The following is a 19,913-nucleotide window of genomic DNA, read 5'->3' as shown; positions in this document are numbered from 1 at the left end:
TGTTATCTGATTGTTAAGCCAATGCGACCGCTTTTTTGCTTCTTCCTGGTTATCAGCTTTGTGCTACCCGCAACTTTTGTTTATGGGCAAGAGGGACAGATACGCGTTGATTTTTACAAAGATCCATTCATAGCCAACCTTGATCAGTCGACAAATATTGTTATCCCCCAATCGCTTACTGCAAAAGATTTGCAATCGGCTCAAAAGAAAATTGAAGATTCAAAATATCAACCACTGATAGACTCGCTTGCAGCCTACAAAGCTGAGCATCACTTAAACGACTGGTTATATTACCAATTGGTACGCCGTGTAGCGCAGCAGATAGCACCTAAAGAAGATAATTACGCCCGCTATACGTTCTACAAATGGTTTATGCTTAACCGCTCTGGCTATGATGCAAGGCTGGCGCTGTCGCATAACAAGGTTATCTTTTATGTTTACAACGATGAAGAGATAAGAGATATCCCATATTTTATGGTTGATGGTAAGCAATACGTTTGCCTAAACATCCACGATTATAATAATGCCAACCTGAATGATGATCCGCCTGTGCCTGTAGCATTACCTGTGCCTAAGGCGGTAAAACCGTTCTCTTACAAGGTTACCATGATGCCCGATTTTAGGCCGGATAGGGATGTGGAGAAAGATCTGTCATTTCAATATGCGCACAAAACCTATCACTTTAAAATAAAAGTAAATGCCGATCAGCAGAAGGCTTTTATCAATTATCCCGGAGTAGATTTTGAAACCTATTTCAATATTCCTTTAAATAAGGAAACTTATGGTTCGCTTATCCCTATCCTAAAAAAGAATGTGAAAGGTATGGATGAAAAGAAAGGTGTAGATTACCTGATGCGATTTACCCGCTACGCTTTCCTTTACGAAGACGACGAGCAGAACTATGGCCGCGAGAAACGCCTTTCGCCGGGTGAAACTCTCGCTTCAAACTACAGCGATTGTGATGATCGTGCTGCGCTGTTCTTTTACCTTGTAAAAGAGGTCTATAACTTGCCCATGATTGCATTGCTTTATCCAACGCACATTACCATGGCCGTTGGTTTTGATAAACCTGTAGGCGAGCCAATTGTGTATAATGGCAAGATATACTCCGTGTGTGAGCCAACCCCCCAAGCCGAAGATCTGAGCATTGGCCAACTATCTGCAAAGTTAAAGAGCGTGCCGTTTAAGGTGGTGTACGCCTATGAGCCATAAACAGCTTTTGCAACGGGTTTTATTTCTGTTGCTATATGCTTACTTTAGCATCTTTAACTGATCTTGATGCCGGCTGCACGTAAACTGTTTAAGAAGTTTTTCTTATTAAGTACACTACTGTTATTCTCCACGTTTGCCATTGCGCAGCGCCAAAATAACATCTGGTATTTTGGGATAAATGCGGGTTTAAACTTCAACCAAACGCCAGTTGTGGCACTTACAGACGGTAAATTAAATGCAGGCGAAGCATGCGCAAGTATTGCCGATGCAGCCGGTAACCTGTTGTTTTACACAGATGGTGTTAGCGTTTGGAATAAAGATCATAACACCATGCTTAACGGTACCGGTTTAGCAGGTGGGCCAAGCCCATCCTCAACGCAGGTGATCATTGTTCCGCAGCCCGATAATGATAACCGTTTCTTCATCTTTCACATGGAAGCCTTTGGTGGCGATCTGTACTACTCAACAGTAGATATGACGGGCGATAGCGGTCGCGGTGCTGTTGTGCAAAAGAATCAATATATGCTGAATGAGGTCACCGAGAAGATAGTGGCTACCAGGCATGCTAATGGTAAAGATATTTGGGTTATTGGCCACAAGGCTGGGAGTGATGCTTTTGTGGAGTGGAGGGTTACTTCATCCGGTGTTTCGGCTACACCGGTACAAACAGTGAATATTGGCCAGGTGCACAACAAAAGCATGGCCGGTTATATGCGTGTATCGCCTGATGGTACAACACTTGCCGCTACCGGCACCAGCTTTGCAGAAGGCTTTGTTGATATATTTGATTTTGACAATGCAACCGGCTATATCACCAATAATAAACTTATTTCGGGGCTAAAAGCAGGTACTGCTACCGTATACGGCCTTGAGTTTTCTGCAAACAGTAAAATGTTATATGTTGGTGAGTACATACTTAATCAACCGGGCAACCTGTATCAGATAAAGTTGCCGTTAACCTCAGGCGATATCGCCGATAAAGGGATAGTAATTGTAAGTATGCCAGCCTTAGGTGCTTTACAAATGGCGCCCGATGGCAAGATATATGTAACACAGGGCGATAAAACTTCATTACACAGTATTAACTTCCCGGATAACGCCGGTGCCGCTGCAGACTTTCAGCTTAATACAGTATCCTTAGCAGCAAAGAAAGCGAGGCTGGGTCTGCCACCTCAAAACCTCAGTAATTTCTCGGGCTTAACTTTTGCAAGTAACGGCAATTGCTCAGCCACCCCCGTTCAGTTTGAAATGATAACTAACTCAGCCAATGTAACCGGCATAAGCTGGGATTTTGGTAACCCGGCCTCGGGCGCGGCAAATAGTTCAAATGTGGCAAAGCCTTCGCATCTTTTTACTGCCGAAGGCACGTATACCGTAACATTAAAAGCAGTAGTAGGCGGCACATTGCTTACAAAAACTGCCCAGGTAAGTATTTTGAGGTCGCCGGATGGTGCATTGCATGATGTTGTTGCCGATAAACCCATACTTTGTGAACCAGGAAAGGTAAACCTTAGCGCAGAAGGCGCAACCGGTTCCGAAAAATATAACTGGTACGATCAAGGTGGAGCATTCATCATACAAACAGCCGGAGCGTATGAAACCCCGGTATTATCGGCCAATACATCTTATTTTGTTTCGATAAGTAATGGGAATTGTGAGGGCGAAAAGCAGAAGGTGGATATTCTCTATGCCCCGGCCATTGCCGAAATAACTGCAAGTAATACCATCATTAACCTTGGCGAATCTGTAACCCTTACCGCAAACAATGCTTCGGCATATTCATGGTCGCCGGCAACCTATCTTGATAACACAGATACCAGAACAGTTACAAGTACGCCATTGAGTAATGTAACTTATAAACTGACTACCACTAACACCAATGATTGCACGCAGGAGGCTACGGTGAACATTATTGTAAAATCGGAAATAACGGTACCTAATGCTTTTAGCCCTAACGCTGATGGCGTTAATGATTACTGGGTGATAAAAAATATCGAATATTTAGAAAACTATACCGAAATATTTGACCGTAATGGCAGCGTGGTGTATGCCGCCAGGAACTATAAAAACAATTGGGATGGTACCCTTAACGGCAAAGCCCTGCCCACGGGCGTTTATTATTATATGATAAAGCTGCCGAACAATGCAGTTAAGTCCGGCAGCTTGAGTATTATCCGATGAAGTTATCGCTTTCGCGGTAGGCCTGTATCACACGTTGTTCGCCTTCTTTACCCGGGCGCGAGTTGCCGTGCTCCATACCTAACACACCTTTGTAGCCCTTCTCATGCAAAAATTTGAAGATGTTCTTATAGTTTACCTCGCCGGTGGTAGGTTCGTTACGGCCCGGATTGTCGCCTATCTGGAAATAGCCTATCTCGTCCCAGGTTAATTTAATGTTATTGATGAGGTTGCCTTCGTTTTTGGCCATGTGGTACATATCATACAATATTTTGCACGATGGGCTGTTAACGCCCTTACATATCATATACGTTTGTGCTGATGTACGCAGGTAAAGGTCGGGCGTATCGCTTAAAGGTTCCAGCACCATCACAATGCCATGTGGTTCTAATATTTCGGCACCTTTGCGTAGCGCAGTAATTACGTTTGCATTCTGTATATCCAGAGGCAGGTTGCGTTGGAAATCGCCTGGCACTACAGTTGCAAGTTTGCCGCCGCAGCGTTTTGATACCTCAACCGCCTGGCGGCAGCCTTTTAAAAAGATGTCGATATATTCTTGCTTGCCGGCGGCTAAAGTGTTGGCGCCATTGCCGCCTTTGTCAACAACAAATACGCCCATTTGCATCCCTAACTTTGAAAGCAGGCTGCCTATTTTTTCCTGCTCGGCAGCAGTACGGCCGGCCATACCATTATCCTCTATAGAACGAAACCCTTGATCGTACATAAATTTGATCTGATCAAGAAAATCAGCACCGGCCGAGTTTTTAAACATGCCATCGTGCGGGGCGTAGTTAAGGTTAAAAGTTTTGCCTGCAGCCGCTGTGGCTAAGTTGTTATCATTATTACAACTTGTGGCTGTGCTGCCTAAAACGGCATTGCCCGTTAATACTGCACCCGCGGCAAGCGCGCTATTCTTTAAAAAGCTCCCTCTGTTCATTGGTATGGTTTAAAATAGGTTAATAAGCGCCCGTAATATCACATTTTTTAGGCTTATTACTATGCCGTACTGTGATTTATTCTGATGGTGCTTTGTTAGTTTGTTGTTTTACAGCACTGTTTCTGATAAAAAGAACGCCCATTAAAGCGCCGGTAAAAGCAAGCAGCGCAGATATGCGCATCACGTTGCCGTAGGCCGAAATAAAGCTTTGTTTGTAGGCCTTTTCTATAGTTTGTTTTTCGTTTCCCGGGATATTGTTAGGCGGTTTAGCATTGCCGAGGTTACTGCTTTGTTGCATAACTTCTTGCTTTGTATTATTGCTAAGTTGTATATCCTTTAACTGATTTTGCAGCGCGCCAAAGAAAAATACAACAGCCAGTGCGCCCAATATCGCGTTAGCAAAAACATTGGCAACTCGTGTAATGGCATTGTTTACGCCCGATGCTACGCCTGAGAAATGCTCACTCACCGAACCCATTACCGCAGCGGTTAACGGCGATACCGTGAACGACATGCCCAAGCCAAATAGGATGATACCGGGGAAGAAAGTGGTCCAATAATCAGACGGCCCGGCGGTTTGTTTAATGAATGACAGCACAAGTAAGCCAACGCCCGCAAGGGCGGGCCCACCAATTAAAAATAACCTTGGGCCATGCTTATCGGCCAGCGCACCGGCAAAGCGGGCAATGCCTATCATCAGCAAAGTAAAAGGCAAAAAGGTTAATCCCGATTGTAGCTGACTATAACCTTGCACTTGTACCATGTTTAAACCCATGAATAGCATGCCTGCACCAAGTCCTGCATACAAAAACAGCGTTAGCAGATTAGCCCCGCTAAAAGTGAGGTTTTTGAAAAGCTGCAAGGGCATCATCGGGTGGTTGCTTTTCTTTTCAATGATAATGAAGATGATGAGCAATAACACCCCCGTAGCTATTGATCCATAAACCTGCCAATGTTGCAAACCAAGTGCAGGCATCTGCAGAAAGCCGAATGTAAGTGTTGCCAGCCCAAGCGCAATGGCCACAGCGCCCCAAATGTCTATAGACGGGTTCTCATCAGTTTCGCGGCTTTCGGCAACTTGTTTCCAAAGGATGGTAAGTGCTGCTACACCTATTGGTACATTAATAAAGAAAATATATCGCCATAAACCTGCATCTGCGAAAGCGCCACCTAAAATTGGCCCGCCCATGGTAACCACCGTAGTAAATGCCGACCATGTGCCAATGGCTTTGCCGCGTTCTTTTGCGTTGATAGAAGAGGAGATGAGCGATAAACTGCCGGGTATCATAAAAGCTCCGCCTAATCCCTGCAGTACCCTAAAAACAATAAGCCAGGTAATATCTTTTGCAAAGCCACACGCCGCCGACCCACAGATGAACACAAATATGCCTGCCATAAATACCTTCTTACGGCCAAACTTATCGCCCAGCGAACCACCTATAAGAATAAGCGAAGCAAGTATAAGTAAGTAAGCATTAAGAAGCCAGAAAAGATCAGTGGCGCCGGCGTTAAGGCTTTTCTGCAGGGCGGGTAATACAACATTTAAGGCAGTGCCATCAATAAATGCCATTGCCGATGCCATTATGCATGACACCATTACCCATTTACCGGCCTTGCTGTTTAACGCTACCGTTGCCATAGTTAACAATATTGTTTGTAAGGTTTTACAAGCATCGTAAAGCTATCCATAAAATCTCACAACGATTTACACTAAGGTATTTTAAATTTCAAATAAACTTTGTAATTATGCCTTACCAATTTTAATCAACAAACCGTTTCGTTTTCGCTATGTACCCACTGAAGGAATATCAGATGTGGCCCGATGCAGACTTGCTTAGTTTGCTGCGGGACGACGACCGTATGGCCTTTGAGGTGATATACAATAAGTATTCCTCAAAAGTTTACGCCGTTGCCTACAATTTGTTCCGCGATAAGGATGTTTGCGAAGACCTTGTACAGGAGTTGTTTGTTGATCTGTGGGCCAAACGTTCGTCGCTCAATATCTCATCTTTAGAATGGTACCTTAAAGTGGCTATCAAGAACAGGGTGCTGATGTATATCCGTGCCAAGAAAGCCACATTAGATCTTTCGGCCATTGCCATGTTAACAGAGCGTTACAGCACCGATAGTAAAGTATTACAAAGCGATATTGCTGCCATACTGGAAGAAAACGTTGGGCGCCTGCCTGATCGTTGCCGCGAGATATTTACACTAAGCCGTAAAGAGTATTTGACCAACAAGGAGATTGCCCTGCGTTTAAATATTTCTGTAAAAACCGTAGAGAACCAAATGACCATCGCCCTTCGCCACCTGCGCACCGGTTTAACAGATTATCTGCCTGTTGTTATAGCTGCTTTGTTGTTGCAATTGTTCTAAGAAGCTACAGGCTTATCATCAGCAAAGTATATGATGTTGCCATTATTATCTGTCACGGCGAATTGTCGTAATCCCCATGGCATTAATTGAAGTGGCCCATTAGGGTGTATGATCTCTGCATTTTGATACATTGTGTATAGCGATTCAATATCGGTTACATAAATATAACAGCCCATGTTGCGGCATTCATCAGGATTGCTGCAGGGGAATAAATGCACATGGATATCATCGCGCTCAAATACCAGGTAGCCGTTGTTTTCTTCTTTGAGGTTAAAGCCGAGTTTTTGGGTATAGAATGATATTGTTGCGGCTTTATCTAAAGAAGCTAATATGGGAGTGGAACGCTTGAACATGGTGTAATAACAGGCAAAGAAACGTTGCAATATAAATTGCTTAAATAAGCAAAAAACAAATTGTTTTAAAAATCTTAAAAATATTTTCAATTGCCTTGGGGGGTAGCCCAATGTGCAGCATCTTACAACTATAAACCGAATGAGAAAGTTCACTTTTCTGAGAAAAAAAATAGAGGCCAAAGACCGCGCTTTGCAGGAAAACCTTGTTCAAAAATATTTTGACGAGTTGGAACTGGGCAAGGAAGCGGACGCTTCTGATTTTGACCGTAATGCTGTATACAGCCGCATTACCGATCAGATTGACGCTATGCCGGCGTACAAAAATAATGTTAAGAAAAGATGGATAGCCGCCGCTTCGGTTATTGCAGTGATTGTAACCGCTGGTTTATTATATCAGAATAAGAACCAGGTGATGGATGTGGTATCGCCAATTGCGCAGAAGGAGCTAACTACCGGTGGTAAGCAGGTGGCCAGTTTTACGCTATCAGACGGTACCAAAGTTTGGCTTAACGGGGATAGCAAAATGAGTTATCCCGAAACTTTCCGTGGCGATAAAAGAGAGATAATAATAACAGGAGAGGCCTTTTTAGAGGTTGCTCATGATGATAAGATGCCGTTTATTGTACGTACCGGCGATGTACGTACACAGGTATTGGGTACAAGTTTCAACGTAAAGGCTTATCCCGAAGAAAGCTTTGTAAAGGTTGATGTTGCTACCGGTAAGGTAGGTGTGATAGCGCCTGCCAATAAAACCGTTTTCCTTACACCCAGGCAGGAAGTGCTTTTTGATAAGAAAACACGCGTAGCCACCATTGCCGAAAATGTAGATATAACAGCTTTGGCTGGTTGGAAAGAAGGCAACTTTATTGTGAAGAATATGCCTTTGGCCGAAGTACTGAGCGTTATACAGCGCCGCTTTGGTGTACAGGTTAAGGCTGATAGCAACCTGGCGCAATGTTCAATAACGGCCAATTTTACCAATGTATCATTACAAAATGTGATGAAAATAGTAGCCAAACTGGTGAAGGGAAAGGCAGTACAGAGTACTGACGGAAATAGCTATAAACTAACAGGCAAAGGCTGCTGATTAAAGAAGAAAAACCAATTGTAATTAATAGATAACCAAAATCCATTAACCTAAATTAAATATTGAATGAGGACATAAATACATAAAAAAACCCTGATCAAATGGGCATTTGAACAGGGTGATTAAAATGCCGGGTTATTATTAAGTGTACGCGCCAAGAGGGTCGAATTCTTTAGCGTATCACTTGAATTTCAAACACTTTAATTTATTCAAATCTATGAATATATCTCTATTATCAAATGGAGTAGTTCGTTATGTATTAATATTAATGAAATATACCTCGCTTGCCTGCTTTGTAGTTTGTTTGATGTGTTTAACTGCTATTGCCGATACATCATACGGACAGAGATTTTTGGAGCAAAACGTAACGCTACAGGTTAAAAACCAAAAGCTTGCGGATGTGCTTGATAAAATTGCATCTAACAACCAAGTTAAATTTGCTTACGCAGATAACTTGTTAAAGCAGAGTTACAAGGTAAATGTAAACGTAAATAACAAGAGCGTTAAAGAAGTGCTCGATCAGGTTTTAACTCCGTTTAACCTGGGTTATAAAATAATTGATGACGTAGTTGTTATCTCAGACAAGAGCGAAGCTACAACCTATAACGGGACTACCGTAGGCGCTCAAAACGCGATACGCGTGCAAGGTACAGTAGTTGATGATACCGGCCTTGCTTTACCGGGGGTAAGCGTTAAAATAAAAGGAACTGGTACGGGTACCGTAACTGATGTTAATGGTAGGTTTGCGCTTGATGCACCTGGTCCTGATGCTGTTTTGGTATTCAGCTTTATTGGTTTCGAGAGCCAGGAGATATCTGTTGGCAACCAAACCAACTTTAAAATACAACTTAGGGGGGCTCAAAACTCATTGAACGAGGTTGTAGTAGTAGGTTATGGCACCCAAAAAAGGGTAAACCTTATCGGCGCGGTTGATCAGATAACAGCTAAGGCTATAGAAGGCAAGCCGTCGGTTAACTTAACGCAGGCTTTACAGGGTACATCGCCAAACTTAATTATTCAGCAAAAAAGCAATGAACCGGGTGCCGGCCAAACGCTTAACATAAGGGGTGTAGGCACCTTCGGTAACACAGACCCCTTAGTTGTTATCGACGGTATAACCGGTGGTGACATTAACCTGCTGAACCCTAACGATATTGAAACGGTTTCTATCCTGAAAGATGCAGGTAGCGCCGCAATTTATGGATCACGGTCTTCAAATGGTGTTATTTTGATAACCACTAAAAAAGGTAGCAAAAACAGCGCAGCAACACTTACCTATAACGGACAGGCAGGTGTGCAGGTGCCAAAAGTAGGTTACAAACCGGTACATTCATGGGAAAACGCCATGCTGCGTAACGAGGCTGTGGTAAATGCCGGCTTAACACCTATTTACAGTCCGGAGCAGATTCGCCAGTTTCAACAAGAAGGCGATCACAAATGGTTTTTGGACGAGATATTGCAAAACGCAGTACAGCAGAACCACAACCTTAGTTTAACAGGCGGTAATGCCACATCATCGTACCTTGTATCAGCCGGTGTAATGGATCAGCGTAGCAACCTGGTTGGCCCAAATTATGGCCTTCGCAGATATAACTACCGTATGAACCTTAACTCTGAGTTTGGTAAATTAAAAGTGACCAGTACTTTAAGTTATGCGCGTACCGAGATTAAAGAACATTCGTCTCAAACCGGTACGTTGATCGTAGATGCCGGTCGTACACCTACTTATTACCCAATTAAAGATGCAAACGGTAATTATTTAACCAATGATGTATTGGCTGAGTTTAACCCGCTTGGTATCCTTGAAAAAGGCGGTTACCGCAAACGCGATAACGATAACGTTTTGGGTAACCTAACTGCAGAACTTAACGTTACCAAAGACTTTAAACTGAAAGGTGTCTTTGGTGGAAACTTCACTAATAACCACATGTTTAATAGGGTAATGCAGGTAAACTTTCTTCCTAAAGGCGTTTACGGTGCAGACCGCAACACGGCAGACGAAAACGAAAAGATACTTTTCATCAACTCGCAATTTCTGGCGCAATACACCAAAACCATTGCAAAAGATCATAACATTGATGTGTTAGTGGGTGTTGCCAATGAATCGTACACCAGGGAAGCTAACTACCTGAGAATGAAATTCACTGATCCTGAGTTAGGTACACCAACTACCGGTACGGTGATAGAAACATCATCAAACGGTACAAATAGCAACACTACCGAGAATAGTTTGAACTCGGTATTTGGTCGTGCATCATACAATTACAAAAACAGGTATTATGTAGAGGGCGATTTCAGGGTAGATGCTTCGTCAAAATTCGCGAAGCAAAACCGCGATGCATTCTTCCCATCAGTAACCGCGGGTTACCGTTTAACTGAGGAAAGCTTCATGGAAAACTACCGTGAAAAATTTGGTGATGTAAAGCTGCGTGCATCTTATGGTATTTTGGGTAACCAAAGCGTGCCCGAGTATCAGTTTCTTGATAACTACCTCACATCAGGCGATTATTACTCGTTTAACGGGCAACCGGTTAGCATCATCGATATAAAATTTGCCAATCCTGATATCAGATGGGAACGCGCGTCAACATTAAACATCGGTGCCGATTTAACCTTCTTTAAAAATAGCCTTACGGTTGGTATAGACTACTTTAATAAAATTACCCGCGATATTTTGTTGCCACCCGTTGTACCGGGTGTTTGGGGCGCACCGGCAAGAGATTACAACGCTGGCGAGGTACAAAACCGGGGTTGGGAGATCAACGTTAACTACCGCGTTAAAACCGGCGCGTTTAATCACAGTTTTGCATTTAACGTAGGCGATACCAAAAACAAAGTGTTAAAACTGGAAGGCGGCGACCAGTTAAGGACGTATGATGAGATGCAGCTTTTAAATAAAGTTGGCTTACCAATTGGTTCATACGTGGCGTTAAAGCGCGATGGCTATTTCCAAAATCTTGATGAGGTGAACAACGGCCCTAAACCTGCAGGTTTAACTGTAGGCCCCGGCGATAATCGCTATGTTGATGTAAACGGTGACGGTGTAATCGATGATAACGATAAGTTTGTTTTTGGCAGTGGTTTTCCGCGTTTAACCTTTGGTTTTACTTACAACCTTAACGTTAAAAACTTCGACTTTAACCTGTTTTTGCAAGGTGTTGGCAAACGTAACATGTTTGTACGCGGCGAACAGGTTGAGCCGTTCCACGTAAATTACTCGCAGGTTATTTACCAACATCAGTTAGATTACTGGACTCCTCAAAACCCTGATGCACGTTACCCCCGACTTGCAGCAAGCGGCAGCCAATCAAACGAGAATAACTTCCGCAGAGGGTCTGATATGTACCTGTTTGATGGTAAATACCTGAGGGTTAAAAACGTGCAGGTTGGTTACACATTGCCAATGGGCATAGCCAAAAAGATCGGCATGAGAAAAGTTAGGGTTTACGCTACAGGCCAAAACGTACTAACCTTCTCGCCAATGAAATTTATTGATCCGGAATCGAGCGAGTTAAACGGTAACGTTACTGCCGGTGGTGCTAATAGTGCCCGTTCATACCCGCTGCCGGTTTACTATGGTTTTGGTTTGGATGTAACACTTTAATCTGCAACAGAAATGAAAAAGAATATGATAAATAAGATGGGGTTTGCATTACTGCTGTTACTATCGGTATCGGCATGTAAAAAGTTGGATCTTACGCCAACCAATGCATTCACCAATGACACATACTGGACAACAACCGAAAAGGCAAATACCGTACTGAACAGGGCTTACCAGCAAATATCAAGCAGCGGATATTTCTTTGCGCAAGAAGCCATGTCTGATAATGCCTATATGGGCCGTGGCGATGCCTTTGGTGCGGCATCATTGGCTGCCGGCACCTATGACCCATCATTGGGCCGTTTAAAAAGCGAGTGGTACGACCACTATGCAGGTATTAAAACCTGTAACATCTTCCTGGAGAACGTTGATAAGGTGACTTCAATGGATGCTACGCTGAAGGCCCGCATGAAGGCAGAGGCAAGGCTTATACGTGCCTGGCATTATTTCCTGCTGGAGACCTGGTGGGGCGATGTTCCGTTGGTAGAGAAAGACCTTACCATAGAAGAAGCCAAAGTGGTAACCAAAACACCAAAAGCACAAGTAGTTGATTTTGTTTTGCAGGAGCTTGACGCTGCCGCTACAGACCTGCCGGTAAATACCGCCCAGGCAGCTGCAGACCATGGCCGTGTTACCAAAGGCACAGCCGTAGCGCTTAAAGCCCGCGTATTATTATATGAGAACCGTTGGGCCGATGTAGTTACCGAGTGTGAAAAACTGATAGGCAAAACCGATTACGGTACCTATTCTTTGTTCCCGTCGTACGAGGGTTTGTTCCTTCCGCAGAACGAGTATAACAGCGAGGTGATGTTTGACCTGGAGTATCTGCCACCATCAATAGGTTCAAGGTATTATACTGAGTTTAGGGATCTTGCGCCGCTATCAGTTGGTGGCCGTTTAAATGCCGTTGCACCAACACAGGAACTGGTTGACAGCTACCTGATGACCAATGGTAAACGCATCAACGAAACTGGTTCAACCTATAACGAGAACGACCCATACGTAAACCGCGACCCGCGTTTAACCTACACTGTGGTTTATCACGGCTATCAATGGAAAAAGCCGGACAATACCATCCGCGTTATTTACACCAAACCCGGCTCAGACCCAGATCAGGTGAACGCTTTTGACGAGTACGCACCGGGTTCTATCAAATCGCCTACAGGTTACTACACCCGTAAGTACTATGATCCTACATCAAACGCATCAGATTTTGGCTCGGGCTTAAACCTTATCCTTATCCGTTACGCAGATGTACTGATGATGTACGCTGAGGCTAAAAACGAGTTAGGCCAAATGAATGCCAGTGTATGGACACAAACCGTTGGCGCTATCCGCTCACGTGCGGGCTTAACCCAATCGGGTGCAATAAACTACCCTGGGGTAGGCCAGGCAGACCTGCGCGAGATCATCCGTAACGAGCGCCGCGTTGAGTTTGCCATGGAAGGTTTAAGGGTATTCGATATCCGCCGCTGGAAAATTGCCGAAACCGTATTGAACGGCTGGGCACATGGTGCCAAATTTGGTGCTGCCGGGGTTGATAACGGTTACATCCGTGCTAACCTGCGCACATTTGATAAGAACAAAAATTACCTGTGGCCAATACCGAGAGATGAAAGGGCTATTAACGCCAATCTAACTCAAAACCCTGGCTGGTAATTAAAATCAATTGTTAAAAAAGACTTTATAATCAATTAAGATCATGAAAAATATTTTTTACTGCTTAGTTGCAGGTTTAGCAACGCTGCTGTTTGTAGCGGGTTGCAAAAAAGATGATAAAACGTTAGATAAAGCTACCGTAACGCCGGTAAGCACCTTGTTTGCGCCAGAAGAAGCAAAAGCTATCAAGATCCCTTCAGGCGCGTCAGGCTCAGTGTCATTTGAGTGGGAGCAGTCTCGCGCATCAGATAATGGTTTGGTTTTATATGAAGTGGCATTCGATAAAGAGGGCGGCGATTTCTCAAAGCCCCTTTATTCGGCGCCATCAGATGGCAACGGTTTGTACAACAAACTAACCTTATCATACAGCGACCTTAACAAGGTTGCTTCTCTTGCAGGTGCAAAACCAGAAGAGATCGCAAAACTGATCTGGACTGTACGTTCATCAAGAGGTATTAACCTGGCACCGGTTTCTGCTAAACGTGCCATCTCTGTTCAACGCCCTGTTGGCTTTGAGAGCCCTGATGCAGTATACTTAACAGGTTCGGCAACCGAAGGTGGTACTGACGTTGCTAATGCCATCAAAATGAAAAAAGTAGGTGAAGGTAAATTTGAGGTTTATACTTCGTTAAAAGCCGGTAGCTACCAGTTTGTTGATGCTAAAACAGGCATCATCAAAAAATACTCTTTTGATGGTACACGTTTGGTTGAAGACGGCGAAACTACCGTTACAGGCGCTACTAAAATTGTTAAAATTGAAGTAAGCTTTAACGATGCGCTTTACAAATCAACCGAGGTAACAAAAGTTGGCCTGTGGTTCTCTGCCGATAGCAAGATCTGGTTTGACCTTGATTACGCAGGTAACGGTACATGGCAGGCACTTAACAAGTCGATCGTGTTCCACCAGGAATCATGGGGCCGTGATGAGCGTTACAAATTCAGGTTCACGTTCAAAAACACTGATGGCTCTACAACCGAGCAATACTTCGGCAGTGTAAACTCTGATAACAGCGCGGCCACTGCAGCAACTGCACCATCGTATTACTACATGGTACCGGTGAATAACTCTGTTTATGATTTTGCTTTCAAATTCAACCATGATTTTGATAATAAATCAGCAGATATCAAAGTGTTTTTCAATGCTGATGTTGCTGCTTACACGCACACGGTAACAACGCCTAAATAAGTTATTAACCGTAAGGCAGGCAATGCGCCTGCCTTACATTAAACATCAAGGTTTTATGACTATCAATATCAAAAATATAAAGAGGTTTGCGTTACTCTGCACCGCTACACTGGCGCTAACATCTTGCTTAAAGGATAAACCTTTCCCGCTTTACGGCAAACAGGCTACCTCACCAAAATTCGATTATACGTACGATAAAACAGCCGATACACTTCAGGAAAAAACGTACACTACGTTCCTGTCGTCAAACGGAAACTACTTCATACAAAACAACCAGGGCAATACCCAGTACAACTACTGGCCACAAGCACACACGCTTGATGCCTTTACAGATGCTTACCTGCGTACCAAAAATGATGTGTACAAGCAACGCATGAAATCGTTACTAACCGGTACCTACAAAGCCAACGGCAACAGGTACGAGAATGATTTTTATGACGATATGGAATGGCTGGCGTTGGCAAGCCTTCGCGCTTATGAAGTAACTAAGGATGCTGACTACCTTACCGCGGCCAAAACCCTTTGGACAGACATTAAAAAAGGTAAGAATGACCAGCAAGGTGGTGGTATAGCCTGGAACAAATCAAAACCGGGTTATAAAAATACACCGGCCAATGCACCGGCTATCATATTTGCTGCGCGTTTGTACCAGTTAGAGAAAAACCAGGCCGATCTTGATCTGGCTAAAGAATTATATACATGGTTAAAGAAAACCCTGCTTGATGGCAGCGGTATTATTTTCGACGGTATCAATTCAAACGGCGATGGTACCATCGATAAAAATAAGTTTACCTATAACCAGGGCGTGTACATGGGGGCCGCATTAGAGTTGTACAACGCCACCGGCGATGCAGCGTACTTAACGGATGCCACCAACAATGCAACCGCTACCATCAAAGATCTGGATATTTCTCCGGGTGGTTTGCTGAAGAACGAAGGCCAGGGCGATGGCGGTTTGTTCAAAGGTATCCTGGTAAGGTACTTAACACTGCTTACGCTTAAAGAGGATGTACCGTCTGCTACGCGCGATAACTATGCTGCGTTCTTGAAATACAATGCAGAGACATTATTTGCCAAAGGCATAGGCCGACCGGACTTCATGGTAAGCCCCGATTGGAAAACCAAGCCATCGGGCACCACAGATTTAACCACACAAATAAGTGGCCTTACTACAATAGAAGCTGCTGCCACGTTGAAGGCAGCGGGCAAATTTTAAACATTGAGATGGATCTTCCGGTTGCAAAGCCGGAAGATTTTTTACTTTTACCACCATATTTTCACTACCAAAAAAGAGAAATGAAGAGAAGGCAATTTATAGGCAGCACCACCTTATTGGGTGCGGGCGTTTTAATGAACAAGTTTTCGTTGGCAGCACCCGGGGCTGCTTTTCCTGTTGTAAGGGTACCTGCGGCTAAACGCCATTTTAAAAGTACCTCGGTTGAGAAAGCTATCACCGAATTTAAATCAAAAGTGAAGAACCCTGAACTGGGCTGGCTTTTTGAGAATTGTTTCCCCAATACCCTTGATACCACAGTAACTTACAAACTGGTTGACGGCAAACCGGACACTTATGTAATTACCGGTGATATTGATGCCATGTGGCTGCGCGACAGCAGTGCACAGGTTTGGCCGTATCTTGCTTTTATCAATAAAGATAAAGAACTGAAGAACCTGGTAGCAGGTGTGATCAATCGCCAGGTAACCAATATCCTGCGCGATCCTTACGCCAACGCTTTTTATGATGATCCTGCCAAAGTAGGCGAGTGGAAAGATGATGTTACGGATATGAAACCCGGCCTGCATGAGCGTAAATGGGAGATAGACTCATTATGTTATCCTATCCGCTTAGGTTACAAATACTGGAAACTTACAGGTGATAACACACCGTTTGATGCACGCTGGAAATCGGCCATCCAAAGCGTATTGAAAACCTTTAAAGAGCAGCAGCGCAAAGAGAATGATGGCCCGTACTCGTTCCAGCGTAAAACTGCATGGGCTACCGATGGTGTGCCGATGAACGGTTTCGGTTACCCGGTTAAACCTGTTGGTTTAATTTGCTCATCTTTCCGCCCAAGTGATGATGCTACTATTTATTCGTTCTTGATCCCGTCAAACTTCTTTGCAGTGGTGAGCTTAAAACAAGCTGCCGAGATAGTAAGCACTGTATTAAAAGATACCGCACTTGCCGGCGAATTAACTGCCCTTGCAACAGAGGTAGAAGCTGCCCTGCAAAAACATGCGGTGATAGATCACCCTGATTATGGTAAAGTTTATGCCTACGAAGTAAACGGTTTTGGCAGCTTTAACCTTATGGACGATGCCAATGTGCCAAGCCTGTTAGGTTTGCCATACCTGGATGCCATTAAAAACACGGATCCGGTTTATCAGAACACCCGTAAAATGCTGTTGTCGTTAAACAATCCGTTCTTCTTTAAAGGTACGGCAGGCGAGGGTATAGGCGGCCCGCACATTGGTAAGGATATGATATGGCCTATCAGCATCATTATCCGCGCGCTAACCAGCAATGATGATAACGAGATAAAAGAGTGTATTGAGATGCTGCGCAAAACGCATGGCGGCACCGGTTTTATGCACGAATCGTTCCATAAGAACGACCCAACTAAGTTTACCCGTAGCTGGTTTGCATGGGCAAATACGCTGTTTGGCGAATTGCTTTGGGAAACCTACACACAGAAACCACAACTTTTAGGCTAAACCGTTTTTTTGTTTATATTAGCAGTCTCAATTATAACTGTTAAAATAACATATATTCATGAAAAGCACATTAAAGTACGCCTTTTTGGCGGCCGGGCTGCTTGCAGGTAAACTTGCAGGTGCACAGGCAACCAAAGCACCGGCTTATCCGCTTATTACGCATACGCCGTATTTCAGTATATGGTCAAACACCGATGAGCTCAACGAATCGACCACCAACCACTGGACGGGTAAACACCAGTCTATGCTGGGTTTGATAAAAGTTGACGGCGAAACCTACCGTTTCATGGGCCAGCAGCCGGTAAGCTACCGCACGCTGGTACCATCGGGCGAGGAGCATCCTCATTCGGTTAAATACACCGAGAGCGATCCGGGTAAGGGCTGGGAAGAGACCAACTTTAATGATAAGGCCTGGAAAACCGGTACGGCACCATTTGGTGACGATCCTCAGCAGGCTAAAACCGTTTGGAACGGCCATGATCTTTGGATCCGCCGTACCTTTACGTTTACCAAAACGAATATTAACAAACTGATCCTGCGCCTTCGCCATGATGATGAAGCCGACGTTTATTTGAACGGTGAAAAGATAAACCATAGCGACGGTGCTAACGGCGATCTGCAGCCTATTGTGTTAAGCAAAAGCGATATCGATAAGCTGAAAGACGGCGAGAACGTTTTGGCCATGCATTGCGTTAACACCGGCGGCGGTGCCTGGCTTGATGCCGGCTTTGCCGAAGAGGTTAAACCGGTTGATTACGAAGGGCTGAAGGATGCTAAGCAAACATCTGTTGTGGTTACGGCAACCCGTACCATCTACAAGTTCACGGCTGGTAAAACAGATCTGGAATTAACCTTTACATCGCCGCTGCTAATGGACAATTTGAGCCTGATGTCGCGGCCGGTGAGTTATATTACCTATAAGGTAAAAGCTAATGATGGCAAAACCCATAACGTACAGGTTTATTTAGGTGCATCTGCTGATCTGGCCCGTAACAAACCTACACAGGAAGTTGTGGCCTCAAAAAGCATCAGCAATGGTTTAAGCATCCTTAAAACGGGCACCAAAGAACAACCACTGCTTAAAAAGCGTGGTGACGATGTGCGTATTGATTGGGGGTACTTCTACGTAGCCGCTCCGGTTGCTGAGAAAGCAACGCAGTATGTTACTACCGATAACCAGGCAGTAGGCTCTTTTGCAGGCAATGTAAAAACGGGCCCTATTACCCAGGGCACAAGCGTGTTCCTCAATACGATTATCCCTTTTGGTAAAGTGGGTGCTGCGCCGGTTGAGAAATTTGTTGAGCTTGGTTATGATGAGTTGTATTCTGTACAATACTTCGGTAAAAACCTGCGCCCTTGGTGGAACCTTAGCGGTAACAAAACCATGGTTGGCCAGTTACAGCAGGCCGCTGCTGATTACAAAACTACTATAGCTAAATGCCGTGCTTTTGATACCAAAATTTACAACGAAGCTGCCGCTGCAGGTGGTACCGAATATGCTAAGCTTTGTGCCATTGCATATCGCCAGGCTATTGCTGCGCATTCGTTAGAACGCAGTCCGCAGGGCGAGTTGTTGTTTCTGTCAAAAGAGAACTTTAGCAACGGTTCAATTAATACGGTAGATATTACTTACCCGTCGGCACCATTGTTCCTGGTTTACAACCCTGAGTTGCTGAAAGGCATGATGAATGGTATTTTCTACTACAGCGAGAGTGGTAAATTTGCCAAACCATGGGCAGCGCACGACTTAGGTACGTACCCTCAGGCCAACGGCCAAACCTACGGTGAGGATATGCCGGTTGAAGAATCGGGCAACATGATACTGGCAACTGCAGCTGTTGCAAAAGCAGAAGGCAACGCGTTGTACGCCAAAAAGCACTGGAAAACTTTAACCACCTGGGTTAACTTCCTGGTGAAAGACGGTTTAGACCCTGCCAACCAGTTATGTACCGATGACTTTGCCGGTCACCTGGCCCGTAATGCAAACTTGTCGCTTAAAGCTATCAACGGTATTGGCGCTTATGCCCAAATGGCCGAAACGCTGGGCGATAAAGCTACTGCAGCAAAGTATCGCGCAATTGCTAAAGAATACGTAAGCAAATGGATGAAAATGGCTGATGCAGGCGATCATTATTCATTGGTATTTGAGAAACCTGATACCTGGAGCCAGAAATATAACCTGGTTTGGGACAAAATGCTTAAGCTGAACCTTTTCCCGCAAAGCGTTTATGATAGGGAGATCAAATACTATCTCACCAAACAAGAGAAATATGGTTTACCGCTGGATAGCCGTAAAACCTACACAAAATCTGATTGGATCATGTGGACAGGCTCGTTAACCAGCAATACTAATGAGTTTAAGGCTTTAGTAGACCCAATCTACAAATACGCTATAGAAACGCCAACCCGCGTACCACTTAGCGACTGGCACGAAACTACTAACGGCAGGCAGGTAGGCTTCCAGGCCCGCAGCGTTGTTGGCGGATACTGGATGAAAGTGCTGGAGAAGAAATGGGATAAAAAGAAGTAATTCTTCCCAAATACAAAAGGAAAGGCGATAGGAGACTATCGCCTTTTTTGTTACCCATTTTTTCCTGCACAGCCTTTCT

The 19,913-nt window shown here is 44.4% G+C and carries 13 protein-coding genes; 10 read left to right on the top strand and 3 right to left on the bottom strand.

Features of this window, described 5'->3' with window-relative positions:
• Window positions 1-21: 21 nt before the first annotated feature.
• Together D0C36_RS02665 and D0C36_RS02660 are read left to right on the top strand one after the other, a co-directional pair.
• Window positions 22-1,212, top strand: a complete 1,191-nt coding sequence (locus D0C36_RS02665; protein ID WP_233524389.1) for a hypothetical protein — start codon at window positions 22-24, stop codon at window positions 1,210-1,212.
• Between the two features lie 66 nt (window positions 1,213-1,278).
• Complete coding sequence (locus tag D0C36_RS02660; RefSeq protein WP_117390033.1) at window positions 1,279-3,393, top strand: T9SS type B sorting domain-containing protein; 2,115 nt, start codon at window positions 1,279-1,281, stop codon at window positions 3,391-3,393.
• Here the strand turns inward: D0C36_RS02660 and D0C36_RS02655 are convergent.
• Complete coding sequence (locus D0C36_RS02655; protein WP_117390032.1) at window positions 3,383-4,327, bottom strand: hydroxypyruvate isomerase family protein; 945 nt, start codon at window positions 4,325-4,327, stop codon at window positions 3,383-3,385. The two genes, D0C36_RS02660 and D0C36_RS02655, sit on opposite strands and share 11 nt — an antisense overlap.
• A 76-nt stretch (window positions 4,328-4,403) precedes the next feature.
• Window positions 4,404-5,966, bottom strand: coding sequence for an MFS transporter (locus tag D0C36_RS02650; RefSeq protein WP_117390031.1), 1,563 nt, complete (start codon window positions 5,964-5,966; stop codon window positions 4,404-4,406).
• A 149-nt stretch (window positions 5,967-6,115) separates the two neighbouring features.
• Between D0C36_RS02650 and D0C36_RS02645 the strand changes: the two genes are divergently transcribed.
• Window positions 6,116-6,703, top strand: coding sequence for an RNA polymerase sigma-70 factor (locus D0C36_RS02645; RefSeq protein WP_117390030.1), 588 nt, complete (start codon window positions 6,116-6,118; stop codon window positions 6,701-6,703).
• Here the strand turns inward: D0C36_RS02645 and D0C36_RS02640 are convergent.
• Window positions 6,700-7,056, bottom strand: coding sequence for a bleomycin resistance protein (locus D0C36_RS02640; RefSeq protein ID WP_147321919.1), 357 nt, complete (start codon window positions 7,054-7,056; stop codon window positions 6,700-6,702). The two genes, D0C36_RS02645 and D0C36_RS02640, sit on opposite strands and share 4 nt — an antisense overlap.
• Window positions 7,057-7,195: 139 nt before the next feature.
• Between D0C36_RS02640 and D0C36_RS02635 the strand changes: the two genes are divergently transcribed.
• From D0C36_RS02635 to D0C36_RS02605, 7 genes are all read left to right on the top strand, one after another.
• Window positions 7,196-8,143, top strand: coding sequence for a FecR family protein (locus D0C36_RS02635; protein WP_117390028.1), 948 nt, complete (start codon window positions 7,196-7,198; stop codon window positions 8,141-8,143).
• A gap of 268 nt (window positions 8,144-8,411) precedes the next feature.
• Window positions 8,412-11,747, top strand: coding sequence for a SusC/RagA family TonB-linked outer membrane protein (locus D0C36_RS02630; protein WP_158557060.1), 3,336 nt, complete (start codon window positions 8,412-8,414; stop codon window positions 11,745-11,747).
• Window positions 11,748-11,759: 12 nt separating this feature from the next.
• The gene (locus D0C36_RS02625) at window positions 11,760-13,403 is read left to right on the top strand and encodes a RagB/SusD family nutrient uptake outer membrane protein (protein WP_117390026.1); all 1,644 of its coding nucleotides are present in this window, start codon (window positions 11,760-11,762) and stop codon (window positions 13,401-13,403) included.
• A 43-nt stretch (window positions 13,404-13,446) separates the two neighbouring features.
• Window positions 13,447-14,589 (top strand): SusE domain-containing protein, encoded by a 1,143-nt coding sequence (locus D0C36_RS02620; protein ID WP_117390025.1) that lies wholly within the window; start codon window positions 13,447-13,449, stop codon window positions 14,587-14,589.
• Between the two features lie 55 nt (window positions 14,590-14,644).
• Window positions 14,645-15,805: a glycoside hydrolase family 76 protein gene (locus D0C36_RS02615; protein WP_158557059.1), complete on the top strand. Its 1,161-nt coding sequence runs from the start codon at window positions 14,645-14,647 to the stop codon at window positions 15,803-15,805.
• A gap of 80 nt (window positions 15,806-15,885) precedes the next feature.
• On the top strand, window positions 15,886-17,304 hold the full coding sequence (locus D0C36_RS02610; RefSeq protein WP_117391337.1) for a glycoside hydrolase family 125 protein: 1,419 nt from the start codon (window positions 15,886-15,888) through the stop codon (window positions 17,302-17,304).
• 58 nt (window positions 17,305-17,362) lie between these two features.
• Window positions 17,363-19,834 carry a glutaminase family protein gene (locus D0C36_RS02605; protein ID WP_117390023.1) on the top strand — a complete coding sequence of 824 codons (2,472 nt, stop codon included), beginning with the start codon at window positions 17,363-17,365 and terminating at the stop codon, window positions 19,832-19,834.
• Window positions 19,835-19,913 lie beyond the last annotated feature (79 nt).

The organism is Mucilaginibacter conchicola, from assembly GCF_003432115.1.
GTDB classification, from domain to species: domain Bacteria; phylum Bacteroidota; class Bacteroidia; order Sphingobacteriales; family Sphingobacteriaceae; genus Mucilaginibacter; species Mucilaginibacter conchicola.
This window is presented reverse-complemented; position numbering and strand designations above follow the sequence as displayed.